Raw genomic sequence first — 26,601 nt, forward strand, 5'->3', positions numbered from 1 at the left:
GTGCCGCTAAGAAGGGGCTCGCAAGTTCAAATTCCTAGCGGAAGGGCGCGAGCCCTCCGGCCCGCAAACCACTCTGCAAAAAGGCCGGACGGCTTGCGCCGTACCGCTAAGAAGGGGCTCGCAAATTCAAATTCTTAGCGGCAGGACGCGAGCCCTCCGGCCCGCAAACCACTCTGCAAAAAGGCCGGACGGCTTGCGCCGTGCCGCTAAGAAGGGGCTCGCAAGTTCAAATTCCTAGCGGAAGGGCGCGAGCCCTCCGGCCCGCAAACCACTCTGCAAAAAGGGCCGGACGGCTTGCGCCGTGCCGTTAAGAAGGGGCTCGCAAGTTCAAATTCCTAGCGGAAGGGCGCGAGCCCTCCGGCCCGCAAACCACTCTGCAAAAAGGGCCGGACGGCTTGCGCCGTGCCGCTAAGAAGGGGCTCGCAAATTCAAATTCCTAGCGGAAGGACGCGAGCCCTCCGGCCCGCAAACCACTCTGCAAAAGGGCCGGACGGCTTGCGCCGTACCGCTAAGAAGTGATCGCTGCACCTATTCGCGTGCGGCCATGACTCCGCTACCTCGTAGCCGCCACAAGAAGAAGACCGTTCCGAGAGCCATCAGGACCGAACAAAGCAGAAAGATGCGTTGTGGCGAATCGCCGAACATCCCTCGGACAACAAAGTAGACCACCGCTGCAAAGGTCATGAAGGCGAAGGAGACCGCATTTGCGGTTCCTAAAAAACGGCCTCGCTCATCATCCGGAGAAAGACTCTGCAGTAACGCTTGCAAGGGAACGATATAGAACCCGGCAAAAAAGCCGGCTCCCATAATGAAGAGGGAAACATTGCTTAAACCGACCTGCATGATCGATGACCTTGGCATTCCGCCGACGCCTACGACCTCTGGTCCAACACCATATAAACGGGGCGTGACCATGCCTAACAGTGCAAAGAAAACGACCAACCCGATCGCTCCCAGCGGAATCAGACGCGGTTCAATGCGATCCCCTGAGATGAAACCGGCAAACGCACAACCGACTCCGACCGAAATCCCCAACACGCCCATCAGAATACTGGCACTCGCTCGATCGATATTCAGCACGGTCGTATATTCGGGGAGAATAAAAAAGGCTAACCCGGCCATCAGATAGAAGTATCCCCAAGCCATCATGACCATCAACATTCGAGTCTTCGCCATCTCTTTAATGGCAAAAACATAGGTCGTAAACGGGTTGTAATCGTATTTCAGATTCGGATCGCCTGGCTCCAGCCGATCCAGAAAGAGAACCGATATCCAACCGGCAATGGCAACCGCAACCAGTACGACTCCCGGCAACCATCTCATCCCCACCGTCGATCCGCCGTCAACGATGGGGTTATAAAGGTCGGCGACATAACCTGCCGTCAGTGTCCCCACGATCACCGCAATATTGGTCATCATATTGATCGTTCCATTCGCGCGGCTTAAGTCGCTTTCGTCGACCAATTCGGGGATCATCCCGTACTTTGCCGGCCCGAAGAAGGCACTTTGACATGTCAACGCCACCAAAGCGGCCATCGTGACCCACAGGTTCCCAAGCCAAAATCCAGCCATCGCGGTCATCGCAATCGGGATTTCACAAATTTTGACGGCGATGCTGACTCTTCGTTTGGAAAAGCGATCCGCAATCTGGCCGGCATACCCTGACAACAGAATGAAAGGAAGCGTAAAGCAGACGCCCACAATCGCTTGACCTCCGGTCCCCAGTTGTCCTTCCCAAACTCCCTGAGTGATCACCATATAGGTCAGCACTCCTTTCAGGATGTTATCGTTTGCGGCACCAAAGAACTGGGTGACCAGCAGGCTGAGGAAACCACCACGAAGCATTTTTGTCACGGGGCTTATTCCACTTGGAGGAAACTCGGTCGGAAAGAATCAGAGGGGGGCAGTATAGCAAGCCATCGCTACCCAACAGGAGCCCGCGGCATCGATCAGGCTTCGCGTTCCGAGGGATCCTCTTCACCGCGATATTTGGCAATCGCTTCGGGAAGCGGATACTGCGTCACATCTCGGTCCCCGCCGGTTGCTGCGATTTGCAGCAACCGTTCAAAGCCTCGGGAAATCAAAGTGCGGCGTTCGTTCACAAAAGCTTCATCCAAAGTCCGGCAATCGAACATCCCCTCCACCTCCACCGCTTCGAAATCGGGATGGTCAATGAACTGAGCGACAACCGGATTACAGCGCAAGTGACGCTCCGGAGTCGTATGCAGGACCTCGGGATCTAATTCACCGATCACATATCGCAAGTACAGATCGCTGTTGTCGATACCAGCGACCTCTTCGCCACAGACATCGCAGAGATATCCCTGTTCGCACTGGGCCATAAAAGCGACCTATTTCATCCCCAGGACATCAAACATCGAATACATTCCGGCGGGCTGATCCTGCAACCACTTGGCAGCGGCTAACGCGCCTGCAGCGTAGGAGTCACGATTGGAGGCAGCCACTTTTAGTTCGATCGTTTCTCCCATCATTCCAAAAACGATTGTATGCTCCCCGGGGTTATCACCGGTTCGAACCGCATGGTACCCGATTTCATTTCCCGTTCGCATGCCGGTTTTGCCTTCGCGACCATGAACATGTTTGATCGCCGAAGCCCCCGGTTCGCGTTCGAATTCTGCTGCGATCAACTCTCCGAACTTGAGCGCTGTCCCGCTGGGTGCATCTTCTTTGAAGCGATGATGGCGTTCGATGATTTCCACATCCACGCCTCCGGAAACATCTTTTAAAGCGGCGGTAACCTGCTGTGCCATCCGCATCGTCAGATTCACCGCAAGGGACATGCTAGGCGCCCACACGATGGCGATTTTTTCGGAGGCCTGTTTCAGCCGATCGTGCTGCTCCGACGTCAAACCGGTGGTCGCCATAACCAAGGCAGCGTTAGCTTTCACAGCCGAATCAATGACTCCGTCCACCGCTTCGGGAAGCGAAAAATCGACGATCACGTCAATATCGTCCGGCCACGCCGAAGCGACCGGCACGTCTAATTCCGACAGCCCCGCTAAAAACCCTGCATCTTTGCCAAGATCCGAATGGTCGGCATGTTCAATCGCAGCGACCACGCGGAAATCGGGATCCCCCGCAGCCAACGCAACGACTCGACGCCCCATTCGCCCTGCAGCACCGTGAACGGCAATTCGCAACATGACGCAAAACAACCTTGATGAAAGTACTAATCAATCCATAACAACGATTCAGTCAGTGTAGCGAATCAACGTTTTATTGCTAAGTCGGCGACCGTTAGCTGCGAGGGTGATACTGCTGATGCACTTTCTTCAACCGAGAATGGTCGACGTGGGTGTAGATCTGAGTCGTTTGGATGCTGGCGTGCCCCAACATCTCTTGGACTTGCCGCAGGTCCGCTCCTCCCGCCAACAGATGGGTGGCGAAACTATGCCGCAGACTGTGGGGACTGATCCCCGACTGGATATTCGCCCGCTTGGCGTACTGTTTCACCAGCCTCCACAGTTGGATACGCTCCAAAGGACGTCCGGTGCGTGACAGAAACAGCACATTGCTCCGCTCCGGGCCGCGGTCGGCCAGCATCGGACGCAGTTCCTCCAAATATTGATGGATCGCCGCAATCGCTCGAGTCCCGATCGGAACCATCCGCTGCTTCCCTCCCTTTCCTTCACACTGCAGGTAACGTTCCTCAAGCGACAGATCGTGCAGCCTCAGAGAACAGGTTTCACTGGCACGGCAACCACTGGCATAGAGGACTTCCAACATGGCGCGGTCGCGTTGCCAAAAGGAGTCCGATTTGCGGGGGGCTTCGAGAAAAGCTTCGACCTGCCGGTGGGTCAAAACTTTAGGCATGCGCTGCCATGCTTTCTGCGTCGCCAACAATTCAACGGGATTGTCGACGACAATCCCTTCCAACTGCAGGTACTTAAAAAACATGCGTACGGCAACGACATTCCGCGAGATGCTGGCGGGGGCCAAGCCGGAATCGTGCAGACGACTGACGTAGTTTGATAATTCGCGGATCGTCAGATTTTTCATCCGCCTGGTCCCGGCCCACTCACTAAAGCGGTCCAGATCGCGGCGATATGCGATGATGGTATTGTTTGCGAGATGGCACTCACCACGCAAATAACCGATAAAATCGTCAACCATCCCAAGCGTTTTGGCGGTTGACCCTGAGGCGGGGGCCGAGTTCTGTAATTGCTGCAGTTTTGTCAGACGAGCCATATCAGACCTTCAGCGGTGACGCAAACGATCCTCCATGACGTTGCACCAAATAGAACGAACCGATTGTTGCTAGGAAGATCGTAAAATACGTTACCGACCTTCCCCCGTTTCCCTGCACCAACCTATTATTGGTTATCGCCTGGAGAGCGTCGGCAGTCTGAGCCGACCTAAATTCTTTCCGAACAAACCAATCGCATCCATTTTGCGGACCCTATCATGAATGTACTTGTCGTTGGCGGAGCCGGTTACGTTGGCTCGCACTGTGCCCGTTTGCTTCGCAGCCAAGGGCATACGGTTTATGTCTATGACAATCTTTCACGAGGCCACCGCCAAGCGGTCCCCGATGACCGCTTAGTTGTTGGGGAGGCTGCCGACCGGGAACTACTGGTAAAAACGCTTCGCGACCACAAAATCGAAGCGGTCATGCACTTCGCCGCATTTGCGTTAGTGAACGAATCGGTGAATGATCCCTCGCTTTATTATCGCAACAATGTGATCGCCGCACTTGAACTGCTGGACGCGATGCGCGAAGCGGATGTCAAAAAGCTGGTTTTCAGTAGCACCACCGCCACCTACGGGGAACCGGATACGATCCCGATCCCCGAAACGACTCCGCAAAATCCGATCAATCCCTACGGGTTCACAAAACTGGTCATCGAACAGGCGATGGCTGACTACGCGGCCGCCTACGGCCTGGGTTACGCCGCCCTGCGTTACTTCAATGCCGCGGGCGCCAGCCCCGACGGGACCATTGGCGAAGACCACGACCCCGAATCGCACTTGATCCCATTGGTCCTACAGGTTGCCCTCGGACAACGGGAATCGATCACCGTATTCGGCAACGATTACCCAACTCCCGACGGAACCTGCATCCGGGACTACGTCCATGTCGACGACCTGGGGGCAGCCCACTTAGCGGCCATGGATCGTCTGGAACCAGGAAAAGGGATCTGCGTTAATCTTGGAACCGGCAATGGATACAGTGTCCGCGAAGTCATCGAAGCATGCCGTCAGGTGACCGGTCATCCGATCCCCGAAGTCTCCGGCGAACGCAGAGCAGGGGACCCACCCGAATTGATCGCCGATGCCAGACTGGCCAAAGAACTGCTCGACTGGACGCCCCAGTACACCGACGTCACCAGCATCGTAAAAACCGCCTGGAACTGGCATCGCAGTCACCCAACGGGTTACACCAAATAGCGGTTAACGATACGGCCTTTCTTGCAGAGTGTGTCGCCAGGCCGGAGGGCTCGCGTCCTGCCGCTAAGAATTACAATTTGCGAGCACCTTCTTAGCGGAACGGCGCAAGCCGTCCGGCCTTTCTTGCAGAGTGTGTTGCCGGGCCGGAGGGCTCGCGCCCAATGCCACTTACTTTAAGTCTATTCGGGGGGTGGAGGTTGTTCGGTTTTTGTTTTTTTCTTCTTGCGCAATGACTTTTGGAACTTGGTGGTTTTGGGGCGGCGCGGGTGGGCGATCCGTGGGTAGTTGCGTGGCTCCTTGCGAACTGGAAGCTTGCGTTTGGAGGCGCTGATTAACGCGCTCGTGAATGCTAGTTGCCACTCCTCAAATGTATCGCAGGACTTGCGCAGCAAGTGATCTTGGAAGCTCAGCCATACGCCGCTGAAGCTCAGACGTCGGGGCGTAACCTTGGCAAGTTTCGCCGCACTTCTTCGGAGCTGAGACACCAAGTTGTACGCGACGACCGAGCCCATCAGCTCTTTCATTACCATGTCCACGCTCTTGGCACGGATGTCCTCAGTGTTCATTGTCACTTTGGCATCCCGTATGTCGAACTCCACGTCGTACCGTCGACGATAAAGTTCTGCCAGGCAGGTCGCGTCGAACTCCAGCGAGCTGACCATCGCCAAAGTCGTGCCTCCTTCGAGCTGGACCTCGTGAATGAATACATCCAGGCATGTCCCCGGAGGGATATCGGGATTGCCTTTCAGATCTTTTTTTGTTGGAGTCCATTTGAGCCGGTAGCTCTTGTAGCCTTCGCCTTCATCGACCAGTTCCGCTTTTTTGCGATACGACTTGTACCGCGTCATCGACAGGCGAAACAAGAAATCATGTTTTGCCACACGTGTATGATAAGCCACGCCATAGATGCCAAAACCACTGTCAGCAAGCACAATGCTGTTACTGGGTAGTTCGCCAACAATCTCGCGAGCTTGCTTGGCTTCGCTGGAATTATTGGGTCCGTACATTGGGTCGATTTTGGGGACCAAAATGCAGCCACTTTGCATCTCGGCAGCGACCATTAGCATCGCCACTGGCCAAACCGATTCGCCGTACTGGTTGGTTGAAGGTGGAAAAGCTTTTTTCAGTTCTGGTGTTGGTGGCAGTGTGATCGTGGTTCCGTCGATAATGAAGACGCGGCGGTCATCGAAAGCTCTTTCGGCAGTGCGTCCTAAGTAGTCACAAACACATCGCGAGAATCGCTGGATCGCTTCGAGCGGCAGACGGGTGCGTGCCTTGGAGAACGTGGAAGTATTCTCTCCCAATGTTCCTTCGCGGACACGTTTATTGTCCGGAAAGAGGTCGGTTTGATGGTTCACGGCTTCGGAGACAACTTGACTCAGCGAAGCGCCACCACGTAACCGCTGGAGTATTAACAGCCAGATGGTCGCAGCTTGGCTGTAGACCATTCTGGTGTTGGGGCGATCATCGATATCGAAGATGTTTTTGAGCTCAGGAACCCGCAGGATCTGATCGAGAAGTGCCCTGGCAGCGACGAATTGCTCATCAGGCGGATCGGAAGGGTTTGGCGGAATAAGCATGACAGACCGTCAGAATGGCAGGGAATTGGAAACCTCCTGCAATAGCGCAAATTTTGTTCCATTCGCTCTGTTTGGCGAAATTTTCTCCAAAGGAAGCGGCATTGGGCTCGCGCCCTGCCGCTAAGAATTTCAATCTGCAAGCACCTTCTTAGCGGAACGGCGCAAGCCGTCCGGCCTTTCTTGCAGAGTGTGTTGCTGAGCCGGAGGGCTCGCGCCCTGCCGCTAAGAATTTCAATCTGCGAGCACCTTCTTAGCGGAACGGCGCAAGCCGTCCGGCCTTTCTTGCAGAGTCTGTTGCCGGGCCGGAGGGCTCGCGCCCTGCCGCTAAGAATTTCAATCTGCGAGCACCTTCTTAGCGGAACGGCGCAAGCCGTCCGGCCTTTCTTGCAGAGTCTGTTGCCGGGCCGGAGGGCTCGCGCCCTGCCGCTAAGAATTACAATTTGCGAGCACCTTCTTAGCGGAACGGCGCAAGCCGTCCGGCCTTTCTTGCAGAGTCTGTTGCCGGGCCGGAGGGCTCGCGCCCTGCCGCTAAGAATTACAATTTGCGAGCACCTTCTTAGCGGAACGGCGCAAGCCGTCCGGCCTTTCTTGCAGAGTCTGTTTCCGGGCCGGAGGGCTCGCGCCCTGCCGCTAAGAATTACCGAAGCGACTTGCTCTGCCCTGTGGCGAACCAGCCCTACTTTTTTCGCACGACCACTAGCCAGTCCTCTTGCGGATCTTCTGGCGCCGTTCCTAGCTTTACCTTGGATCCGCCTTGCAGGGACTTCTGTGAACCCGTGCTTAGGTCACCTCCGGTGCGAGGGTTGAACCACTGGACATCGAATTCACCACTTGCCTCCGATAGATCCAGTTCATGATTTCCACCTTCCGGCAAATAAACCAAGTAGAGTTCCCCCTGTTTGGCAAAACAAAAACGCGAAGCCTCGTGTTGTGGGTTTCCGACCAATTCATCCGCATTTTTCATTTCCCAAAACGGAATCGAATGGTCCGCGAAAAAATCGAGTGCAATTCGGCATGCGTCCCAACTCTGGTCTCGACTTCGCCAGTCTTCGCACACGATGTCGTTTTCGGCGAACTGGTATCCAAAGTAGTACTCACAGCCAGCCCCGCCAGCCATTAGCGTCCCCCATAACGTTTGCTTTCGGACCCTATTCTGGTCGTAGACCATTTTGCCCGTTCGATCATGCCCGTCGAACCCGCGGTAGCCCAGGTCAGGGCATTGTCCATGGGCAGCGGATCCCGATTCGTCAAACGCTACCACCCATGGTTTCCCTGCCTCAGCCGAGGCTGAAACCCATTTGATTGTCTGGGCATGCGTGGACTGCAAATTGCTGTTCTGCAGAGAAGCCCCGGTCAACTTGGACTGTTTACCTAGCAGCGGGCGATAGACTTTGTCTTGCTCGTTTGGATAGGTATGGATCACGATGTTGTTGCCGTAGGGATCCAAATCACTGATCGCATCCATCATCGCTTTCTGCTGAGCCGTCGTCTGCGTATTCTCTTCACCCAAGTTCCAGTTAAGCGCCAGATTGTGGCCGAACCTTGCGATCAATTCGCGGCAGTACAGTTTGCGTTGAATTCCCAGATCACCGCCGTCGAGTGATTCGGGAACAAAGCCTCCTCCTTTGCCCTTTTTGTGATCGTCGTTTTCGGTTTCTTGCATCTTAAAATGCAAATACATCCCGCGTTCGGTTCCATGCTGAAACACGATTCCCCACTGATCCAGTTTGCTGCAGTCATAGTGCAGTTTGTCCTCTCGCTGCACAAACGGCCATACATTGTCGCCGTCGCCACCCGCGTTATAGGTCAAGAAAGAGAACGCATTACATCCTTTGCCTGACAGATAGTTGACCGCACCAATCAGACCTTTTCCTTTTCCATCCCCCCAAGTCGGATCGCCAGGCTGCCAATCCTTCCGATGCGGTGCCCAGGATTTCAAAGGAGCCTTTTTAGCGTTACCTGCGTGAGTGTTGTCAAAATCTTTGTAGGCAAGGAGCGTCTCCGGCGCATCCGCTCCAGCTTTCAAGAAGTATTCACCCGACCCTGCAAACCGCAAATAACGTTTACCAACATATTCCAAACGGCCATGAGCCCGCAGGTCGCGTCCTTGCTTGTCGCTTTCGACGATATTCAGCGTTCCTGCCTGACCATCAAAAGGTTGCAGCGGTGTCGATTCCGTTTCCTTTTCGACGGCAACCAAATCGCCTTTAAGAAAAGAAACTTTATAGTCCCAACGTCCCGTCTTGTTCGGCGTGAAATGGGCTCGCCAAACGACACCTGATTCCGCCGACGAATTAGCTGCATCACCATCCGCCGCAAAGTAACCAGGGATATTGAATTCGCTTCCATCCTGGTGGGTGAACCGCACGGTCATCCGATAATCGGTATACGGATTGGGAACATTATCCTTTTCATGAGCAAACGGCCCCTGCAGATTCAGAGTCACGTTGTGCCAAAGTTTTTGCTCGCCGCTAACCGCCACGGAACCGTCGCCATCAGCCTGGCGTGGAGACTGCTGCGGGAGATCGCTGGAGGCTTTTGTAGGGCTGGCCTTAACCGCCGCTTCTGCATGCGATGACTGAATTCCGGGGCAAACCAACAAGATACCGGCCAGGACCCAACCACCTGAAATTCCAGATTTCATACCGACTCGGATCATCAATAGTCACTTGTAAAAGAGAAGCAAACGAAGAGTAGCCCCGCAGGACGGATTGGCCAGCGAACAAAGAAGCCCCCATTTTACAAGCCTTTTCAACGCGCGGGGCGAATTCCACCGACAAAGTCCGTTCGTTTTCAACTTCTCAACGCAGGAACGCTTTCCACAGACACCGTCCATTTGGAAAGAATAATCGCAGGTCCGCCTCTCGACACGTGCGATAAATAAGTTGGCGGTTTCCGTGGGGATTGCAAGCCAGCGATGCGACGAGTGCTGGCGTGACAACAATGCAGCAAGAACCATCGTCTGGCGACGGTAGCTATCGCAGGCACGTACCTGCACTCGCCAGAGCGTGGGCAGATCCGCAATACGTCACAAATCGATTTCCCGTCCCTCGCGAAGAACGCTTTTTTTGGGTTGTTTTCGCTGAGGATGTGGCGTTTGTTATTTGTTATTCTCCGTCTCGGAGAGACGGAGCTACGGATGAGAGATGGAGCTACGGATGGGTGACAGTCTCTCTGATCGATTATTCCGTTGGTGGTGGCACATCGTGCACGCTGGCACCTCGTTTGGGATCGAGCACCAGAATCGCGAATCGCTGTACTTCCCCCAGTTCGGTGGAACTGAGACTGGCGTAATCGAATCGGCCTCGCAGGTCGGTGTACCCATCCTTATAGAATTTCACTTCGCCGTTGGCCATTCTTCCATACACTTTCACATAAGCCGAAGCGACCGGTTGGCGGTTCGCCGAATCGCTCACTTGCAGCTGTCCAAATCCTTCGGAGACGTACGCGGTCAAACGACCTCCGTAGTACAAGGTTGTTGCATGAGCCGATCCACTGACGACTTCAATCAGCAGTGTCTGTTCGGACCAATCGTCTTCTAACAGGTACTCGGTGGTCCCGGCTTCCGCCAGTTTGAGCGGCTCAAGCAGATCGGGTTGTACCGTAGCCATCCGGGCAAGGTCTTCTTTGACGAACGGCGTCTTACTAAACAACAGTTCCAGATCGACGCGATACAATTTAATCGTTGCCTGTGGTGCATTACGATGCGTAATCCGCACCCGTTTTCCTTCGGTGACAACGTTTAGGCTGGGCTGTGAATCGGCTGCGCGAGCCTGCCGACGTTCGCGATCCATCATCGCCAGATCGGCTGCTTGGGGATCGACTGCCAAAGCGTCTTCTTTTGCATTAACGTCTCCGCTTAGCCCGGCCTGCAAATCGCGATGTTGTTGCAAGACTTCGGCGATCGCACCAAAACGCTCCTTCCACCTGGGGACTGGATGCTCCTTACCGGCTTGAGCAATTTTCTCTGCGGTCGCTAGGTCACCTTGATGAAGTGCCAAATAACCGGTCAGGTAGTCTCGCTGCAGACGCATATTCGTCGCCGCATCTTTCACTTCAGCAAAGCGAGCGAGCGCCTCTTCGATTCGATTTTGAATTAGCAGGTAGTAACACAGTGCCAGCTGCTGGTCCGTGGAGGGCGTTTGCTGATAAGCCAGAACCTTCATAAATTCACGGTACTGCAACAAAAACTTGTCATTCAGGATTTCCGGTTCCGCCCGTAGCGGATGGATCCGAGCTCGCACCAGCGGAGCGTATTCCAGATGTTCATACAGATTCCGTGGTATCGGTTGAATCGTTACCAAGGACGATTTGAAAACCGGCCCAGCGGTTTCAATCAAATCGTCGCGACTGGCCAAATACTCCTGCATCCCCAGTAAATCCTGATGGTGCAAGCTATAAGCGAATAGTTCGGGAACCCAAACGTTTCCAGAACGCAGTGCACCTAACACCGTTTCGTAAACATCCAGCGCTCGCATTCGGTGCAGCACTAACGACCAATCCAAGCGGTGTAGGTTTGCCGTCTGCAAGAATTTTCCGATCTGTGCAGCGGAACCGTCGCGAGCGATTGCCTGCCACGATTTCTCGTCCGTCACCGTCGGGCTTGCGACGACATTAAATTCACGCGTTTGGCCCAGAGCTACCGCTCGGCCTGCCTGCGAGACACAAACGGGATAATGCACGAATGTTCCTGAGGCAGGAAAATAGAATTCGTATTGTTGCCGATGAACGGCAAAAGGTTCCAGTCGAACCGTTGCACTATCGGTTGCCAAACTGCCTGCCAACGGAATGGCTCCGGCAGGAATCTGCCAAAGCAAGTCGACCGTTCGTGGCTGGGGCGTCGGATTGGTTACGATCACCTGCCCGACATACGCCACCTGAGTCAAGTACTCAACGGGTGCGACGCGAACCTGCTGGTCCTCGTCATCGACCGGTGGCGTTCCCACCGCTTCAAAGCGTTGCCCAACCAGCAGACTTGGATCTCCTTCCATCGCCTGCAAAGCGACCAAGCGTTTTGTGATAACCGCGACGGAATGTTCCGGAGCGTAGGGCTGACCTGGTTTGTCAGGGAGCGCGACGTCGCCCGCCTGAAGGGGCAGTCCACAGACGGCCAGTGCAGCGAGGGCCGCGTGATAGTTATCCGTTGGATCCAGCAAATGTTGACTCAGTTTATTGGCTGGCCCATTCTGCGCCCAATCGGCCCAGAAGTGGTCAACCGCGATCAACTGGGCATCCGCATCGGCGGTCCGCACTTGATCCCACTGGCTCTCGGCCCACTGCTTAGTGGGGTCAAGCGGCTGATAGAAATTGGCAACCCTGCCCAACGAACGTTTTTTACGGAACCCGAATCCCAAGGCGTTCGCTTGTGGTTTGGCATTAAAGAACTTAGCCGATTCGGACTTATTCTCCGCACGATCCAGAACCTCCGACTCCGCTTCTTCTGCCATGTCGCCCATTCCGCCGCCCATCCCCATTCCACCAAAGGCCATTCCTTCCGCTGGCGCCGCTTCGCCCATCATCATCCCACCGACGCCACCTCCACCACCAAATCCTCCCATGCCACCCATCTGGTCCATTCGCGATTCCGATAGCCGCCGGCTTCGCAATCCCGATTCGACGGCTCGGCGCAGTCGTTCTGGATCTTTTTTCAACATCGCAACCCGCTCCCTCAGATCACGTAAAATCGCGTCACGGGCCGCAGGTACCGCGCGTGCCAAGATGGCTCGCTCGATCGCGTTTAATCGGTGGTATTTCCAAGGCTCCGTCCAGGGCGTCAGATCGGTCCCCAGCAACCATTCATCAATCAGTTGGCGTTCCTTTTTGTTTTCAAGAAACGGCCGGACGACGTTTTTGAAAAACGGACGATCATGCTGTGACAAAAACAGATGCACTTCATGGCAGGCCAATCTCCCATACGCCTCGCGTTTCGCTTCGTCGTCCATTTGATGCCAGCGGGCAAGTTCTCGAAAGTCACCTAATCGCGGGTCGTCGACCAACGTTTGGTACAGCCCCATCAGGTCGGCCAAATTTGAATAAACCTGCAATTGAGCCGTCCCTAGCTCGTCCAATTTCAATGGCTGATCGGGCGAGGCGATTAGGACTCCGCGTTCAAACGCGTAGGGCGATTCGGCTTGCAACGCTTGCGCAAGTCGCAAATCGCGTCGTTCTGGTTCCGCCAACTTGCCGTACAGAGTCCGCTGAATCAATGTGTTCGGGTCCATCACAACGATTTGCACAATCGGCCACTCTTCAAGGAGCGCTGCGGGAACCGTTACCTTGCCGTTTTCATCGGGCAACAAGTTCAGCGCGACACCTCCCCCATTGGCGAGAAAATCATAGGTGGGCGTCACATCGATTTGAGGACCAACCTGTTTCGCGTGCGATCCACGGCCCCTGCTGCGCTTAGGAGCAGCCACCGCTGCGGCTTGAGGCTCGTCCCCATCGGCGGCGATTTGCGACTGATTCGTCGTTTGATCGGTTTCCCAAGGGTTCAACAAAAGTGAAGGCTGCGGCAGCATGACGCCAGGATATTTACTCGCGAACTGCCTTTTCAAAACGTACTCGTATTCTTCGCCTAGCTTCATCCCGCTGATATAAGCATTGCTTAACAACTGCAGATAGGAAGATTGAAGATCCGAAAGGTTGGCCAGTCGTAAACGGTCGACGACCAACCGACGGGGTACGTAATGGCTGGCCAAAACATGCACGCGAGCGGCAGGGGCTTCACCAGAAAGCTGAACTTCAATCCCATTGGCAGTGGTTTCGATACGGGTAATACCAAGCGGATCCCGCCTTGGAACCTGCAGAGCACGGACCGTTCCAACGGCGTAGCCAGCGTGCACATCGCCATCACTGATCGCGATCGATACGGTCCGCTGCCGTTGCAAATCATCCAAGCGATAGTTACCAGCCTGCAACGGTGTAAAACTTAGCAGACCATCTTCGACCGAAAGTTGTTTTGGCAATTCTCGCAGCGGACGATCCTGCCGCATCTCCCAAATCCGGAAACGGTTGGTGATAGGCAATTCCGTATCCAAAGCAAACTGCACGGGCTGGTCATTCCCCGCATGGACGCGCACCGGCCAATCGGCTTGATCCAAAATCAAATGCCGTTGATGAACCGCTCCACCTCCGACTCCCAAAGTTAGGCTGGTCACATTTGGCAACGGACCAAGAACCACCACCCCCGCATCATTTGTTTGCAAGGTCTGCTGAACCGGTCGGGGGCGGACGGTCGTTTGCAGCGTGACAGCCACCGACGTGGCGCCCGCCAATTCTCCATTGCGGCCCCGAACCTCAATCACCCAATCTTCACCACGCCGTGTCAAATACGCATCGACGGTTGCAGCCGTCTGGTCGATACCGTTCACATTCCAGTGATCCGCGAACTGCACGTCTTCGATGCGTCCATCGGCAATCCGTTCGACTTGGCCGACCACTCGCAGATCCAAACGCTGCAAACGGGCGGGGACCCGAAACGCAAGCGCCATTTCCGTCGTCTCTGTCCATTGCAAATCACCGTATCGTTTGGTCGATTGAATTCCGTCCAGGTCAGTCGACACGATCTCGACATAGGCATCCTGCAGTAAGGACAGGGACACCGGTTCGCCATTCATCGTCAATCGAGGGCGCAGACCGATCGTTGCAGTGCGACCGGCCAGCAGTTGTTGCTCACTTATCAGGACGCCCGCGGACAACGAATACGATTCTTCCATTTGAGGCAAAGTGATCGTTTCTGCCAAATCGCCCACGACCACAATCCCTCGACGCGTCGTCGAATTGGCGACCATCGGCAAAGTGATGGCTCCCGATTCATCCGCGGTAAACTCCTGCGACCCAATCCACATCCGGCCGTCTTGCAGTGGTTGCCGCTGTTCGTCAAACAGTTTTACTTCCAGCCCATCGACCGTTAATTGCGTCAATGCCTGAATTTCACCACGACGAATCATGGCTCGCGTTCGTAGTCCTCCACCCAGCAGATCGACAACCCAGACGCCACGGCCTTCGATTTCGGGCAATGCGATTGTTTCGCGGTGCCTGCGGACCGCTGGCTGTGCAAACTCAATCCGCCGTTGGTGCGTAGCCACCAAGCCATCCAGGTCCAGATCCGAATTCAACGGTTCCGTATGCGTACGGTAATAGGCTGTGGGATTGATCTTATAAATCCGCACCACCATTTCTTGAATATTTTTCACGTCAACGAGCAACTGACTGGGTTGCGTGGGATCGTGGACCGGCAGATTTTCAGGTGCCAGAGTCAATTCAATTTTTTCTTTCAGCGACTGCTGATTTTCAGGAGAAAGCCTGCGGTACCAATCGGCAGGCGTCCCGACGCCGTTTAACAATTGGGTTTCAACGAAAACATTATCCAGATACTCTTTTTGCAACCACGGTGCGTAGGCCGCTGGGGATTCGGCATCTTCCAGGAAAATTTCCAGGTAGGAACGGACCAGATCGGCATCGTTGCCAATGGGAGGCACAAACGCCCATGCAGAATAATCTTCGTTCATTTTGACAAGCGCAGAACCTGCATTTCGACGCAGTTCTAACGGAACCAATTGTGATTCACGCGGTAACTGCAAGTACCGCACGAAACGAGATTCAAGCGGTTTACCGACGGCCAGGTCGGCTTCCAGCAATCGATACAGCACGGCGGCCTTCAGGGCATTCCAAGCGGGTGGCAACGTCGTCAGATACTCATCGGCCCGTTCGTAATACCGACGGCGGACCGCCAACTGCTGCCCCATATCGGAATCGTCACTCGGACGCATCCGCAGCAGGCGCTCGCGGATCATCGGTTCCGAAAACGCGACCTCCGGAATCGCTTCCGCCACCCGTTCTAATTGCAATTCCGTCAACCAACGGTGAGCCGAAAATTCACCGAACCGTCGACTACTGGGCGAATTCTGTTTCAATTCCATGATCACCAGTGAATCCAGGTTATCCATCCACGGACCATCAACCTGTTCTAGCAACCACGACACATTGACCGGCAAACCGGCCACCTCATTCGCCAAGAAACGTTCTCCCAAACGTTGCAGGCCTGCTTGAGTCAATTGTCTTTCGCTTCTCAGTGAATCGTCAATCAGCGTATCGATAACCAGCGCATTTGCGGGCAGCGTATCGGGGTAACGACGTTCGCCGCGCAAAGGCGGCGCGGTATGGTTCAGCTGAATTCCTAACCGGGCGCGAAGGTATTTGATCGTTAGATCCGGCGTCGCGCCAAATGTCAACAACCGCTGCCGGTCCAACATCCCTCGCAGCAATGGACTGGAGTTCAGATGAATGTTGTTTTCCCACTGCAACAACAGATCCTCGGACTTCGCTAACTGGCCGGTGACTTGGTAGTGCAGGCAATGGTAGTAATAGAATTCAACACTCCCCGGCACCAATTCATCTAGAATCGACTGGCGATTCTCAGCGAGTGCATAGCGTTCGACCAAGCCAACCGGGTCGGCATGTGCAGTTGAGCTGAAATGACTTACCATCATCAATGTTATCAAGGATCCGAAGAGGGCAGGGCGGAAGCGATGATCGACACACGTCATGAACATGAGAAGCGTTTCCTGAATGGTAAGCGATAAGCGTGAGCAGCATTGACATAGACGAGAGGGCTTGGAGCCGGTTCCCGGCAATTAAACGGCCCGATAGCTTTTGCATTAGTATTTTCCGGATCGAATCCATTCCCTCACGACATTCCAGCCCGTAAGGCCCCATGACAACCACCGAGCCCTTTTTTCCGCAATCCGGGCGACTGGCAGGCATCGACTATGGCACCGTTCGGATGGGAATCGCCATTTGTGATCCTGGGCGTATTTTAGTCAGTCCATTGGAAATCTTACGTCGTAGCCCACCGGAGCAAGAAACAAAATATTTCCGACAACTGGTCCAAACCGAACGGATTGAAGGCTTCGTCGTCGGGTTGCCGATCCACTGCGATGGAGGCGAAAGCGACAAAAGCCGGGAAAGTCGCAAGTTTGCGATTTGGTTACAGGAAACCACCGAACGGCCGGTGCGGTTGTTCGATGAACGTTTTACCACGGCCGATGCGACACGACGTTTGCAAGCCGGGGGGATGTCGCGGAACCGCCGCAAACAACGCCTGGACGCCGTCGCCGCCCAAATCGTGCTGGAATCATTTCTCGAAGCGGCTAGGTATTTTGGGGACGAAAAACTGCCCGGCCAGCCAATCGATGCCCCCGATGATGGCGCCGCTCCACTGGATGACAGCGATCAATAACCCGCAAGCCTCCAGAAGGAGGCTTAATTGTTCGTCTTTTGGGGCAAATGACCTATAATAGGGATGTTCGTGTCTCTTCTCCCCCTTTTCTTGGCGTTTCAAACAGTCATGCGATTTGAATGGAAGAATTTCAGATTGACTCGCTGCGTTCAAAGTTTGCGGTGGGTGGGCGTTGCTGCCGTCCCATTCTGCTTCCAGTTTGCAGCCGCTGCCGACACGCTTGAACTGACACACGGCACCAGTGTTGCAGGCAACATTCGTCAATTTGAGAACGATCCACGTCCCTATGCGTTGGTGCAGTTGCACGACGGGCTGCGGATCGCCATCCGAAAATCGGACGTTCGTAAAACCCGCGATGCCGAACTGATCGCGCAGTATCGCCAGCTTGCAGCCAGGGCTCCTGATACCGTCGAGGGCCAGTACGAGATGGCTCGATGGTGCACTAAAAACAGCCTGTCGGATCACTCTGAATTCCACATGCGACGCGTGATTGCAATCGACCCTGAACATGGTCCCGCTCGCGAATCTCTCGACTACGTTAAACGTCGTGATGAATGGATTCCCCGAAAGCAATGGGCACGCGAGAGAGGATTGGTCCGCAGTGCTGGCCGATACCAATTGCCCGAAGACCTTGCGATGCAGGCAGAATCCAAAGAAGTGGACATCAAGGTCAAGGCATGGAAACGTGACATCGCCCGCTGGCGTATGGCATACCTTCGCGGAGGCGACAAAGCGGGTGAAGCATTGGTGGCGCTGCGGGCCATCGATTCACCGTTGGCCGTTCCCGCACTCGGTGACGAATTGACCAATCCTCGCAACCAAAATCAACCGCATGCACTGCGGCTATTGTGGATTCAATTGCTGGGACAATTCGCAATGCCTGCTGCCGTCGAACCATTGGTCCGCGTCGGAGTCCAGGAAAACGATCCGGTGATCCGTGAAGCGGCGTACGAGCGATTGCAAAATTATGGCTACCAGTCGGCCGTACGGACCTACGTTCCGATGTTAAAAAGCTCGAATAACGCTGAAGTCAACCAAGCGGGACGCGCCCTGTCATTCCTTCCCGATCCCGAGATTCGGTTTGCCCTTGTCGACGCCCTGGTCACCTCCCACACGACCACCAAACGTCCGCAACACGACACGAATGTGACCTTGGGACAGAACGGGGGAGCCGGCGGCCTATCCATGGGCGCCAAGGCAACCTCTAGGACCGATCATTTGCGCAACCCGCATGTCCTCAGCGCCCTTCGTGAAATCGCTCCCGAAGTCGATTTCCAGTACGACAAAGATCGTTGGCGACAGTATTTCGCACAGCAACTTGGCAGCTACCAAGGGGATATGCGGCGCGATCAATAACCGCGATCCAGAATGTCAGTATCGCCTTGGCAACCAACGTGCATTGGGGAACATTCAGGGCAGCCGCTCCGGGGACGGCCAGCACATCAAAGATTCGGGCCACGACGGTTAAGCCGTTCACCGATAGATGAGTGGTTTCCGTGGTAAACGAATCGCCTGCGATTCGCTTACCGCGCGAATCACGTCACCTTAGAGCGGAAACTCTTCTTCGGCGGCACTGTCGGAGTAAAGAGGCATATGTCGATAGTAGACTTCCAAAATCATCGTCGCCATGGAAGTCGTATAAAGTCGCCCGCCATGTTCGGTCCCGTGCCCCACATTCCCAAGGTACCAACTTCCTCTAGTGGGCCCCGAATCCGATTGCTCGGCAACCAACCAATCTCGCAAGACGGTATTGAATTTATCCCATTCGGGACCACCATGCTGCCGAAGCACCTGAGCGGCATAGTAGTCGTAATAGATATCGCTCTTCACAACTCCGGTCTTCGCCAGATTCGCGACCCCTTTCTGGATCCCAGGATGATCTTTGCCCCAGCCCAAATACATTCGGCAAAGCAGGCCAACGGCGTTACACGCTCGGTGTCCTCCGGCCCTGGCCGATGGTTCGGTGTACCCGTACAGCGAACCATAATCGGACTGGACCGAATCAAGGAAAAGTGACGACCCGCGGATTGAAGCAGGCGAAACCGTCAGGTGCCCCATGTAACCGCTCTTCAAAGCCATGATCTGCCATCCAGTCGCGGAGGTGTCTCCGGCTTGTCGCGGCGAATACCGCCACCCGCCTCCACGAGGATCCTGAGCATACATGATGAAATTCAGGGCCCCTTGAGCGGCGACGGCCAAACGTGGATCTTCGGTCATTGCGTAGGCTTCGCAGAGGACGATTGCCGCCAACCCGTGGGAGTACATCGATCCACCTTTCTCGGTGTAATCAACAACCGGCAGGCCTCCCTTGTTTCCAGGTTTCCCATTGGCGACCAAAAAAGCCAAACCACGTTGAACGGTTTGCTTGTGCTCGCCATCGAACTGAGTTTGCCCGGCTCCTAAAAACGGAAGCAGGGCTAAGGCGGTTGCGCCGTTGACGCCCGTATCCAACGTCCCCGAATGATTACACTGCGGGTCACGGCAGACCAGTTGATGATTGAAGGTCCAACCACCGTTAACTGCTTGGTGTTTTTCCAGCCATTCCAAGGCCATGCGAACGGCCGCTTCACTGGAATCCGTACCGCCGTACTTACGCAGCATTTGTTTCTTAACTTCAGCACTACTGCGACTGCCAAGTTCGCTAGTCGATTTCGCACTGAGTGTTTGCAGCGAATCGGCGACGGGTGCCATCTGGCTGGCCATGTCGACCAAGCTAACCGGCATGGAGACCATTTCCAAAGGAGTCTCCATATCGATCGGCTCCATCTCTTCCATCGGTTCCGGGGTGTCGACCACCTCTTCGCTAACCTCTTCTTCGGTCTCTTCCATATCCTCCGACGGAGGTTCAATGGTGTATTCTTCGATTTCGGGCCCTTCTTCGGTACCGGCCGCCGCACTGAGAACGTTGATCACTTGTTCAGGAACTTCGATCGTCATCAACGCCAAAGATAGCAGCAGCAAAACATGAACGAGCATGCTGACCATCCAAGCGGGGACCGCCTGAAAGAGGACAAATTTACGTTGGAAGTTAGCGTCGTCCGGCTCGCTAAATTCCTGGCTTGTCGCCGCCGTACCGCGTGTTTTTTGTGGAGTTTCTGACGCGAGCATTTCCGGTTCAAGCGCATCGGCGTGTGTGGCGGCCCCAAACCCCAGAAGGGGATAAAAAACAAAGGGAAGGAAAGCCATACCGACTCCGAATCCAGCCCCTTTATTAAACGCCTTGGCGACGTCGATCGCCACAAGGATCATCACAACCGGACCGACCACGGGGATCAACAACAACACCAACCACCACAGTGGGCGCTGGGCGATTTCCAACAAGACAACCGCGTTGTAAACGGGCACTAAAGCCGCCCAGCCCGGTTTGCCGGCTTTTACGAAAACCTTCCATAGGCCGGCGATTGCAACCAGCCCCAACAGCAATCCAAGCAGTCCAATAACCGCAAAAACAAGCAGAGCAGCTCCGGCAGCCGACGGAATCGCCGCATCGGATTGAGCAAAGATGAAACAGTTTTGGAAGAGGGTCATGCTGAGTCCCTACGCGGCCTGATAGGCCCATTAGAAATCGAAAGAAAAGCAAGCCCAGAATGATTCTGGAAAGGTCCATTATACGCAAAAAAAAACCACAATTCAGCGATTTCAGGCCTCATTCTCTCCAATTCAGGCCTATCCACCGGCTCAATCGCCATTCGCGTTTTGCTCTGGTCGAATATTAGAACGGTGAAAAAGCTTAAAAGTACCCGCTTAGCTGTGCGGCGACGGCGAGGATTTTTCATTCCCCCCCGCCTGCTAACGATTCAGACGCACGTTGCTCATCATCAGAACGTGCTCTTTGACCGCCCCAGCGACACGCGAATTCAACTGCACCGATCCTTTGCCGCCAACGACCCCCACGGCTCCGCTGTTCATTTCTAGCCAAAAAATGGTTTCATGAATCGGATCGTATCCTCGGGGGGTTCCTTCCAGCTCGATGGCAACCCAACTGTCCGAAGATTGCTTTTCTTGTTCTTCGATTTTTTTCTCCACAACGGTATCCCAGTCATAATGCCGTTGATCCAGCAGCGCATGCCGCAGGTGCCCGACTCCGGGGACCCCCGCCAGATCGATCGTGCGATCGTGCGATTCCATTTTTTCGGCTAACGGACTCCCTTCATCGAATCGCAAACGCAAGACGGCCGAAGACTGCAACGCGGCCACCGCGTCCGCCCCAAAAAAATCGATCGTCTTTTCCAATTGAGTCCGCCGCAGCTGGATCCCTGAAACGGCTCCGATCACTCCGATCGCCAGCAACCCCAGGGCGAACAGCGCCCACCACCCTCGGCGGAAAGCTCGTTCGCCCTCTTTTCCAGCTTCTTCAAACACCGATTCCGTTTCTTGTTCCGGTTTGTCAGAATGATTCATTGTTTTCCTTCTTTCCCAAAGACCGAACCTCTTACTGCAAATGTCCCTAATGCCTGAATCGCGTCTTCCAACTCCGGTCCAAGAACTGAAGGTCCCTCTAACCGCCTCACCCTATTCTATTTTGGTCGGGACGGAATGGTGGGAACAGGTTGGCGAGACCATTCACCGCACGCTCCCTGATATGAGCCATGCATTTTTCGTCGTCGATTCCGAAATCCGAGGCCAGTGGGGAGAACCGCTGGTCAAGCAACTGCGGGACGTAAACATCCGAGTCGACCTGGCAGAAGTCCCCTCCGGCGAAAACAGCAAATCCCCAGAACAACTGGCAGGGCTTTGGGAGCAAATGCGAATGGATCGAGCCGACCGGCAATCGGTGGTCATCGCCGTTGGTGGCGGAGTCGTCGGAGACTTAGCAGGGTTTGCCGCAGCGACGTTCAATCGAGGCCTTCGCTTGGTCCAAGTCCCCACCACCCTTTTGTCTCAGGTCGACAGCAGTGTAGGCGGGAAAACAGGAATCAATCTTCCCGATGCCAAAAATGTCGTCGGAGCCTTCTGGCAACCCTCGCTGGTCGTTATCGACACGGTCACGCTGAACACCCTTCCGCCTCGAGTCCTCCACAGTGGGTTAGCGGAAGTTGCCAAGTACGGTGTGATCGCCGACGCTGACTTTTTTGCATGGCTGGAAAAGAACGCTTCGCGGCTGGCCAAAGCCGACCCAGAGGCACTGCGACACGCAATCGCAGTTAGCTGCCAAACCAAAGCCGACGTCGTGATCGCCGACGAACGCGAAACGACCGGACGCCGAGCCACATTGAATTACGGCCATACGTTCGGGCATGCAATCGAAGCGACCGCAGGTTATTGGAAATTTCTACACGGGGAAGCGATCTCCATCGGAATGCGAATGGCAGCCCATTTGGCCTGCAGCCGAGGCTTGGTCGACGCCGCCTTTGTCGACCGCCAAAACGCGCTTCTGAAACAGCTGCAATTGCCTCTCAGCTGGGACGAAGCCGACCCACAGGGGATGCTACAGGCCATGCAAAACGACAAGAAAGTCAGCCACGGCAAATTACGATTTGTGTTGCCGACTGAAATGGGCCACGTGCAAATGTATCAAGACATCCCCGACGCCCAAATTATCGAAGCGATCGAAATCTGCCAAAGCGACCCGAGCTAGAATGTTCCAAACCCGGGTACCCCGCCATGGATGCGTGTAACCCGATCAGACAGTCGCTTTCGTCCGCGGAGCCATTCGCGTTGGAAGTGAAATGTATTGGTGACGCTTGGGGGGGCTGCCCACGCTCTGGCAAGCGTCGCTACGTGACTGCCGTGGTTCTTGCTGACCAGACGCTGGCCGGCGGGAACCGGTCAGCCTTTTAGTGCCGGATGCCTCGGCGCCCTAGCACTCGATACAGTTCAGCTTCATCAGTGATCCCTTCTTCGACCAATTGCCAGGCTCGCTGTGCCAAGGTCACCATTCCTGCATCGGCAGCTGCCTGACCGATCTGATTCGCGGGGACGGTCCCCTCAAGCAAAGCCCCAACGACATTGCCTACCGCGTCGTCCCCGTCCAGGACCATCAATTCGGCGATCGCGACGCGTCCGTGATAACCAACGCCTAAACATTCAGGACATTCGCGAAGTCCGTTTTCTCCTGACCGAATCAGCGGAACATCACGGCATTCGACGCACCGCTTACGCAACAATCGCTGGCTACATAAAGCTCGTACACCGCTGCGGATCAAATAGGGCGGCAAGCCCATTTGCACTAACCGCTGAACCGCCGTTGCCGTATCGGGGGCGTGCAGAGAAGAGAAGACCAAGTGCCCTGTCAGCGAAGCTTGCAGGGCTGCTTCGGCGGTTTCGGGATCACGGATCTCACTGACCAACAGAACTTCAGGATCTTGCCGAACGGCACTGCGCAAGGCCGCCGCCAGACTCATCCCCGAGGCGGCATCGATTTGGCTTTGGCTGACTCCAGCTAAAACCGATTCGGGTGGATCCTCGATCGTTAAAACGGAGCGTCGCACGGGGCGTCCGACGATGGCTCGCAGGCAGGCATAAAGCGTGGTTGTTTTTCCGCTGCCCGCAGGCCCGGTTAACAGAATCGCCCCTTCGGTCTCGGTCGTTAGTGCCGCCAGCGTCGAAGTCACTTCCTCCCCTAGCCCCAACGTTGCCAGTTCATGCAGCTGAGCCTCCGCACGGAACAACCGAATGACGGCTCGCTGTCCATAAAGCGTTGGAAACAACCCGACTCGCATATCGCGGGCATCGATAGACAGGTCGATTCGCCCTTCTAATGGTTGGCCTACTTTGTAGGTTGGCAAACCGGCCAAAACCATCAGCCTTGCCGAGGGATCGGTGCGGCTGCTTTTGGGAACCGTGGCGATCGGGACCAAAGCCCCATCAATTCGAAACAGGATCTCCCAGGAATCGCTACGTGGGTGCAAGTGAATGTCACTGGCTCCCTGCTGCCAACCTTGGTCCAAGATCGCATCGACCAATTCGACGGCGTATTGGTCGCTGTCGGGAGCAAGAGAATCGAAGTCAAACGACACGGTACTTCCGCCTAGGGCGTGAGCGAATCGAGGCAACGTATTTGCGTTGCCCTAAAACAATCGATTGTACCCATTCAAAGCGGCAACGCGGTACGCTTCTGCCATCGTGGGGTAATTGAAAGTCGTTTCCACAAAATACTCGATCGTATTATTGGGAGCCGGTTGATTCATGATCGCTTGCCCGATGTGAATGATCTCCGATGCGTTTACTCCAAAGCAGTGCACGCCAAGGATCTCGCGGGTTTCACGGTGGAACAGCAATTTCAGCATCCCAACCGTGGCACCAACAATCTGGGCTCGTGCGAGGCTCTTAAAATTGCTTTGCCCGACTTCATATGGAATACAGGCGGCGGTCAATTCTCGTTCGGTCTTGCCAACCGAACTGATTTCCGGGCTGGTGTAGATGCCGGTCGGAATATCATGAACCCGTAAATTCCCGTCTTTCTCTCCCAGCATATGCATCGCGGCCGCACGCCCTTGCGTATAAGCAGCACTGGCCAACGACGGGTAACCAATCACGTCTCCGACCGCGTAGATATGATCCCGAGCGGTCAGGAACTGATCATCCACGATCAATTGGCCGCGTGAATTGGGTTCGATGCCAATCGCTTCCAGCCCCAATTTTGCCGTATTTCCTTGTCGACCGTTTGCCCACAAGATCACGTCCGTCTTCAACCGCTTGCCGCTCTTCAGCGTTAGCACCGCACCACAATCGCCAACCCCTTCGCAGCCTTCGATCGATTCAAAGGTTTCGTTGTGACGAATCAAAACCCCTTGATCTCGCAAATGGTAGGACAAAGCGTCGATGATCTCATCATCCAAAAATTCAAGCAATTTGTCTCGAGTGTTGACAAGGTTGACTTTAATCCCCAGGTTCCGAAACATCGAAGCGTATTCCGTTCCGACCACTCCGGCACCGTAGATGGTGATGGTGTGCGGTTTGGTATCCAGTTCAAGAATCGTATCGCTGTCGTAGATCGCAGGGTGACTGAAATCGACACCGTCTGGACGAAACGGTCGCGATCCCGTGGCGATCACAAAATAGCCCGCAGTGACTCGTTCCCCTTCGATGTCGACCGTGTGGTCATCGACAAATACAGCCGTTCCTTTAAGGACCGGGACGTTGTTCCGATCGTAGAAGGACTGTCGCATTTGGACCTGCTTTCCGATGATCGCTTGCGTCCCCTGCTTCAGCTGTTTCATCGTCGGACTGACCCGAATCCCCCACTCGCGAAACATGGGGTTTTTGAGCGCATTCATCGTCGAAGTAATCGAATACCTCAACGCTTTGCTAGGGATGGTTCCCCAGTGTGTGCAACCACCACCGAGCGAGACATGACGTTCAACGACGGCTACCCGCTTTCCACCCTTGGCCGCCTGCATTGCGGCTCCCTCACCGCCAGGGCCCGAACCAATTACCAGCAGGTCGTAGTCATATTTCATGTCACTCATAACCATTTATCGCGGTTTTACGGAGTTTTTGCACAGACTGCTTGTCGATCTGAATTGATTGTTACAAATTAGAATCGATCGCCAACCCTGCCTTCATGCAGTTATTTTCATTCAATCCGAGATCCACCATGCAACTTGCCGCCGTTCAAATGGATGTCACTCTGGCCGCCATCGAGAAAAACCGCGACCGTGTGACCGAATGGACGACCCAAGCAGCCCGTAACGGTGCCGATTTGATCGTTTTCCCCGAATGTGCGCTAACCGGATACTGTTTTGAAAGTCGCGAGGAGGCAAACGATTCGGCAATGACGGTCGACGACCCTCGCTGGAAACCTTTGCTCGAATGCGTCGCGAATAACAAAGTCCACATCAGCCTTGGTTTTCTAGAAAAAACGCCTGAAGGGTCACTGTTCAACGCAAGTGTCCTGATCGGCCCCGACGGAATGGTTGGCGGCTATCGAAAAATCCATCTTCCTCAGCTTGGTGTCGACCAGTTCGTCGACCGTGGCGACAAGGAATACGCGCCCCTTCCAGCCGGAGACGCAAACGTCGGATTGGCAATCTGCTATGACAGTTCCTTCCCTGAACCGATGCGTGTGCTCGGGTTAGCCGGAGCCGACATCATCGCACTTTCGACAAACTGGCCCGTGGCTGCAGCCCGAACCGCTGAAATCGTGCCGCCCGCTCGAAGTATGGAAAACCACCTTTATTTTGTCGCTGCAAATCGAGTCGGTCACGAACGGAACTTTGATTTCTGTGGATTGAGCAGCATCTGTGGTCCCGACGGGATCGAACTGGCTCGAGCCGCCGACGATTCGGAACAGATTCTCTACGCAACCGCCGACCTGAAATTGGCTCGCAGCAAACGGATCGAACGAACCGTCGGTGCCCATGTCATCGATAGATTCGCCGACCGACGTCCTGAATTCTACAAATCCATCATTGAGAAAAAGACCTAGAA

Annotated in this window: 16 protein-coding genes; 5 read left to right on the forward strand and 11 right to left on the reverse strand. The window is 54.9% G+C overall.

What is annotated here, in order from left to right; translation table 11 throughout:
* Window positions 1-528: 528 nt before the first annotated feature.
* The 4 genes from FF011L_RS20150 to xerD all read right to left on the reverse strand — a co-directional run bounded on the left by FF011L_RS20150 (window position 529) and on the right by xerD (window position 4,209).
* Window positions 529-1,845 carry an MFS transporter gene (locus tag FF011L_RS20150; protein ID WP_246109935.1) on the reverse strand — a complete coding sequence of 439 codons (1,317 nt, stop codon included), beginning with the start codon at window positions 1,843-1,845 and terminating at the stop codon, window positions 529-531.
* A gap of 104 nt (window positions 1,846-1,949) precedes the next feature.
* The gene (locus tag FF011L_RS20155; RefSeq protein ID WP_145353693.1) at window positions 1,950-2,342 is read right to left on the reverse strand and encodes a hypothetical protein; all 393 of its coding nucleotides are present in this window, start codon (window positions 2,340-2,342) and stop codon (window positions 1,950-1,952) included.
* Between the two features lie 9 nt (window positions 2,343-2,351).
* On the reverse strand, window positions 2,352-3,164 hold the full coding sequence (dapB, locus tag FF011L_RS20160; protein ID WP_145353695.1) for a 4-hydroxy-tetrahydrodipicolinate reductase: 813 nt from the start codon (window positions 3,162-3,164) through the stop codon (window positions 2,352-2,354).
* Between the two features lie 94 nt (window positions 3,165-3,258).
* Complete coding sequence (gene xerD, locus FF011L_RS20165; RefSeq protein WP_145353697.1) at window positions 3,259-4,209, reverse strand: site-specific tyrosine recombinase XerD; 951 nt, start codon at window positions 4,207-4,209, stop codon at window positions 3,259-3,261.
* Window positions 4,210-4,425: 216 nt separating this feature from the next.
* Here xerD and galE point away from each other — a divergent pair, with 216 nt between their 5' ends.
* On the forward strand, window positions 4,426-5,409 hold the full coding sequence (gene galE, locus FF011L_RS20170; protein ID WP_145353698.1) for a UDP-glucose 4-epimerase GalE: 984 nt from the start codon (window positions 4,426-4,428) through the stop codon (window positions 5,407-5,409).
* A gap of 179 nt (window positions 5,410-5,588) precedes the next feature.
* Here the strand turns inward: galE and FF011L_RS20175 are convergent, their stop codons facing one another.
* The 3 genes from FF011L_RS20175 to FF011L_RS20185 form a co-directional block, all read right to left on the reverse strand.
* The gene (locus FF011L_RS20175; protein WP_145350968.1) at window positions 5,589-6,989 is read right to left on the reverse strand and encodes an IS4 family transposase; all 1,401 of its coding nucleotides are present in this window, start codon (window positions 6,987-6,989) and stop codon (window positions 5,589-5,591) included.
* A 676-nt stretch (window positions 6,990-7,665) separates the two neighbouring features.
* Window positions 7,666-9,648 carry a DUF5060 domain-containing protein gene (locus FF011L_RS20180; RefSeq protein WP_145353700.1) on the reverse strand — a complete coding sequence of 661 codons (1,983 nt, stop codon included), beginning with the start codon at window positions 9,646-9,648 and terminating at the stop codon, window positions 7,666-7,668.
* A gap of 523 nt (window positions 9,649-10,171) precedes the next feature.
* Complete coding sequence (locus FF011L_RS20185) at window positions 10,172-16,543, reverse strand: transcription antitermination protein NusB (protein WP_145353702.1); 6,372 nt, start codon at window positions 16,541-16,543, stop codon at window positions 10,172-10,174.
* 161 nt (window positions 16,544-16,704) lie between these two features.
* Between FF011L_RS20185 and ruvX the strand changes: the two genes are divergently transcribed.
* On the forward strand, window positions 16,705-17,229 hold the full coding sequence (gene ruvX, locus FF011L_RS20190; RefSeq protein WP_145353704.1) for a Holliday junction resolvase RuvX: 525 nt from the start codon (window positions 16,705-16,707) through the stop codon (window positions 17,227-17,229).
* 69 nt (window positions 17,230-17,298) lie between these two features.
* Window positions 17,299-18,585 carry a HEAT repeat domain-containing protein gene (locus FF011L_RS20195; protein WP_145353706.1) on the forward strand — a complete coding sequence of 429 codons (1,287 nt, stop codon included), beginning with the start codon at window positions 17,299-17,301 and terminating at the stop codon, window positions 18,583-18,585.
* Window positions 18,586-18,774: 189 nt separating this feature from the next.
* On the opposite strand, the gene FF011L_RS26925 is transcribed toward FF011L_RS20195, so the two are convergent.
* Window positions 18,775-20,757, reverse strand: coding sequence for a DUF5684 domain-containing protein (locus tag FF011L_RS26925; RefSeq protein WP_246109532.1), 1,983 nt, complete (start codon window positions 20,755-20,757; stop codon window positions 18,775-18,777).
* Window positions 20,758-21,018: 261 nt separating this feature from the next.
* The gene (locus tag FF011L_RS20210; protein WP_145353708.1) at window positions 21,019-21,630 is read right to left on the reverse strand and encodes a hypothetical protein; all 612 of its coding nucleotides are present in this window, start codon (window positions 21,628-21,630) and stop codon (window positions 21,019-21,021) included.
* 49 nt (window positions 21,631-21,679) lie between these two features.
* Between FF011L_RS20210 and aroB the strand changes: the two genes are divergently transcribed.
* Window positions 21,680-22,807 (forward strand): 3-dehydroquinate synthase, encoded by a 1,128-nt coding sequence (gene aroB / locus FF011L_RS20215; RefSeq protein WP_218932764.1) that lies wholly within the window; start codon window positions 21,680-21,682, stop codon window positions 22,805-22,807.
* A gap of 199 nt (window positions 22,808-23,006) precedes the next feature.
* Here aroB and FF011L_RS20220 read toward each other — a convergent pair whose 3' ends face one another.
* Entirely contained in the window at window positions 23,007-24,188 is a 1,182-nt protein-coding gene (locus FF011L_RS20220; protein ID WP_145353712.1) for a GspE/PulE family protein, read from the reverse strand.
* Between the two features lie 51 nt (window positions 24,189-24,239).
* Window positions 24,240-25,640, reverse strand: a complete 1,401-nt coding sequence (gene sthA / locus FF011L_RS20225; protein ID WP_246109533.1) for a Si-specific NAD(P)(+) transhydrogenase — start codon at window positions 25,638-25,640, stop codon at window positions 24,240-24,242.
* Between the two features lie 128 nt (window positions 25,641-25,768).
* Here sthA and FF011L_RS20230 point away from each other — a divergent pair, with 128 nt between their 5' ends.
* Window positions 25,769-26,599 (forward strand): carbon-nitrogen hydrolase family protein, encoded by an 831-nt coding sequence (locus tag FF011L_RS20230; protein WP_145353716.1) that lies wholly within the window; start codon window positions 25,769-25,771, stop codon window positions 26,597-26,599.
* The last annotated feature ends 2 nt before the right edge of the window (window positions 26,600-26,601 follow it).

Origin of the sequence: Roseimaritima multifibrata (assembly GCF_007741495.1) — a bacterium.
GTDB lineage: Bacteria > Planctomycetota > Planctomycetia > Pirellulales > Pirellulaceae > Roseimaritima > Roseimaritima multifibrata.

Bases quoted from the DNA above. Each gene is read 5' to 3' on its own strand.
- FF011L_RS20150 (WP_246109935.1), bottom strand. From the start codon at position 1,845: ATGCTTCGTGGTGGTTTCCTCAGCCTGCTGGTCACCCAGTTCTTTGGT.
- FF011L_RS20155 (WP_145353693.1), bottom strand. From the start codon at position 2,342: ATGGCCCAGTGCGAACAGGGATATCTCTGCGATGTCTGTGGCGAAGAG.
- dapB (WP_145353695.1), bottom strand. From the start codon at position 3,164: ATGTTGCGAATTGCCGTTCACGGTGCTGCAGGGCGAATGGGGCGTCGA.
- xerD (WP_145353697.1), bottom strand. From the start codon at position 4,209: ATGGCTCGTCTGACAAAACTGCAGCAATTACAGAACTCGGCCCCCGCC.
- galE (WP_145353698.1), top strand. From the start codon at position 4,426: ATGAATGTACTTGTCGTTGGCGGAGCCGGTTACGTTGGCTCGCACTGT.
- FF011L_RS20175 (WP_145350968.1), bottom strand. From the start codon at position 6,989: ATGCTTATTCCGCCAAACCCTTCCGATCCGCCTGATGAGCAATTCGTC.
- FF011L_RS20180 (WP_145353700.1), bottom strand. From the start codon at position 9,648: ATGATCCGAGTCGGTATGAAATCTGGAATTTCAGGTGGTTGGGTCCTG.
- FF011L_RS20185 (WP_145353702.1), bottom strand. From the start codon at position 16,543: ATGTTCATGACGTGTGTCGATCATCGCTTCCGCCCTGCCCTCTTCGGA.
- ruvX (WP_145353704.1), top strand. From the start codon at position 16,705: ATGACAACCACCGAGCCCTTTTTTCCGCAATCCGGGCGACTGGCAGGC.
- FF011L_RS26925 (WP_246109532.1), bottom strand. From the start codon at position 20,757: ATGACCCTCTTCCAAAACTGTTTCATCTTTGCTCAATCCGATGCGGCG.
- FF011L_RS20210 (WP_145353708.1), bottom strand. From the start codon at position 21,630: ATGAATCATTCTGACAAACCGGAACAAGAAACGGAATCGGTGTTTGAA.
- aroB (WP_218932764.1), top strand. From the start codon at position 21,680: ATGCCTGAATCGCGTCTTCCAACTCCGGTCCAAGAACTGAAGGTCCCT.
- sthA (WP_246109533.1), bottom strand. From the start codon at position 25,640: ATGAGTGACATGAAATATGACTACGACCTGCTGGTAATTGGTTCGGGC.
- FF011L_RS20230 (WP_145353716.1), top strand. From the start codon at position 25,769: ATGCAACTTGCCGCCGTTCAAATGGATGTCACTCTGGCCGCCATCGAG.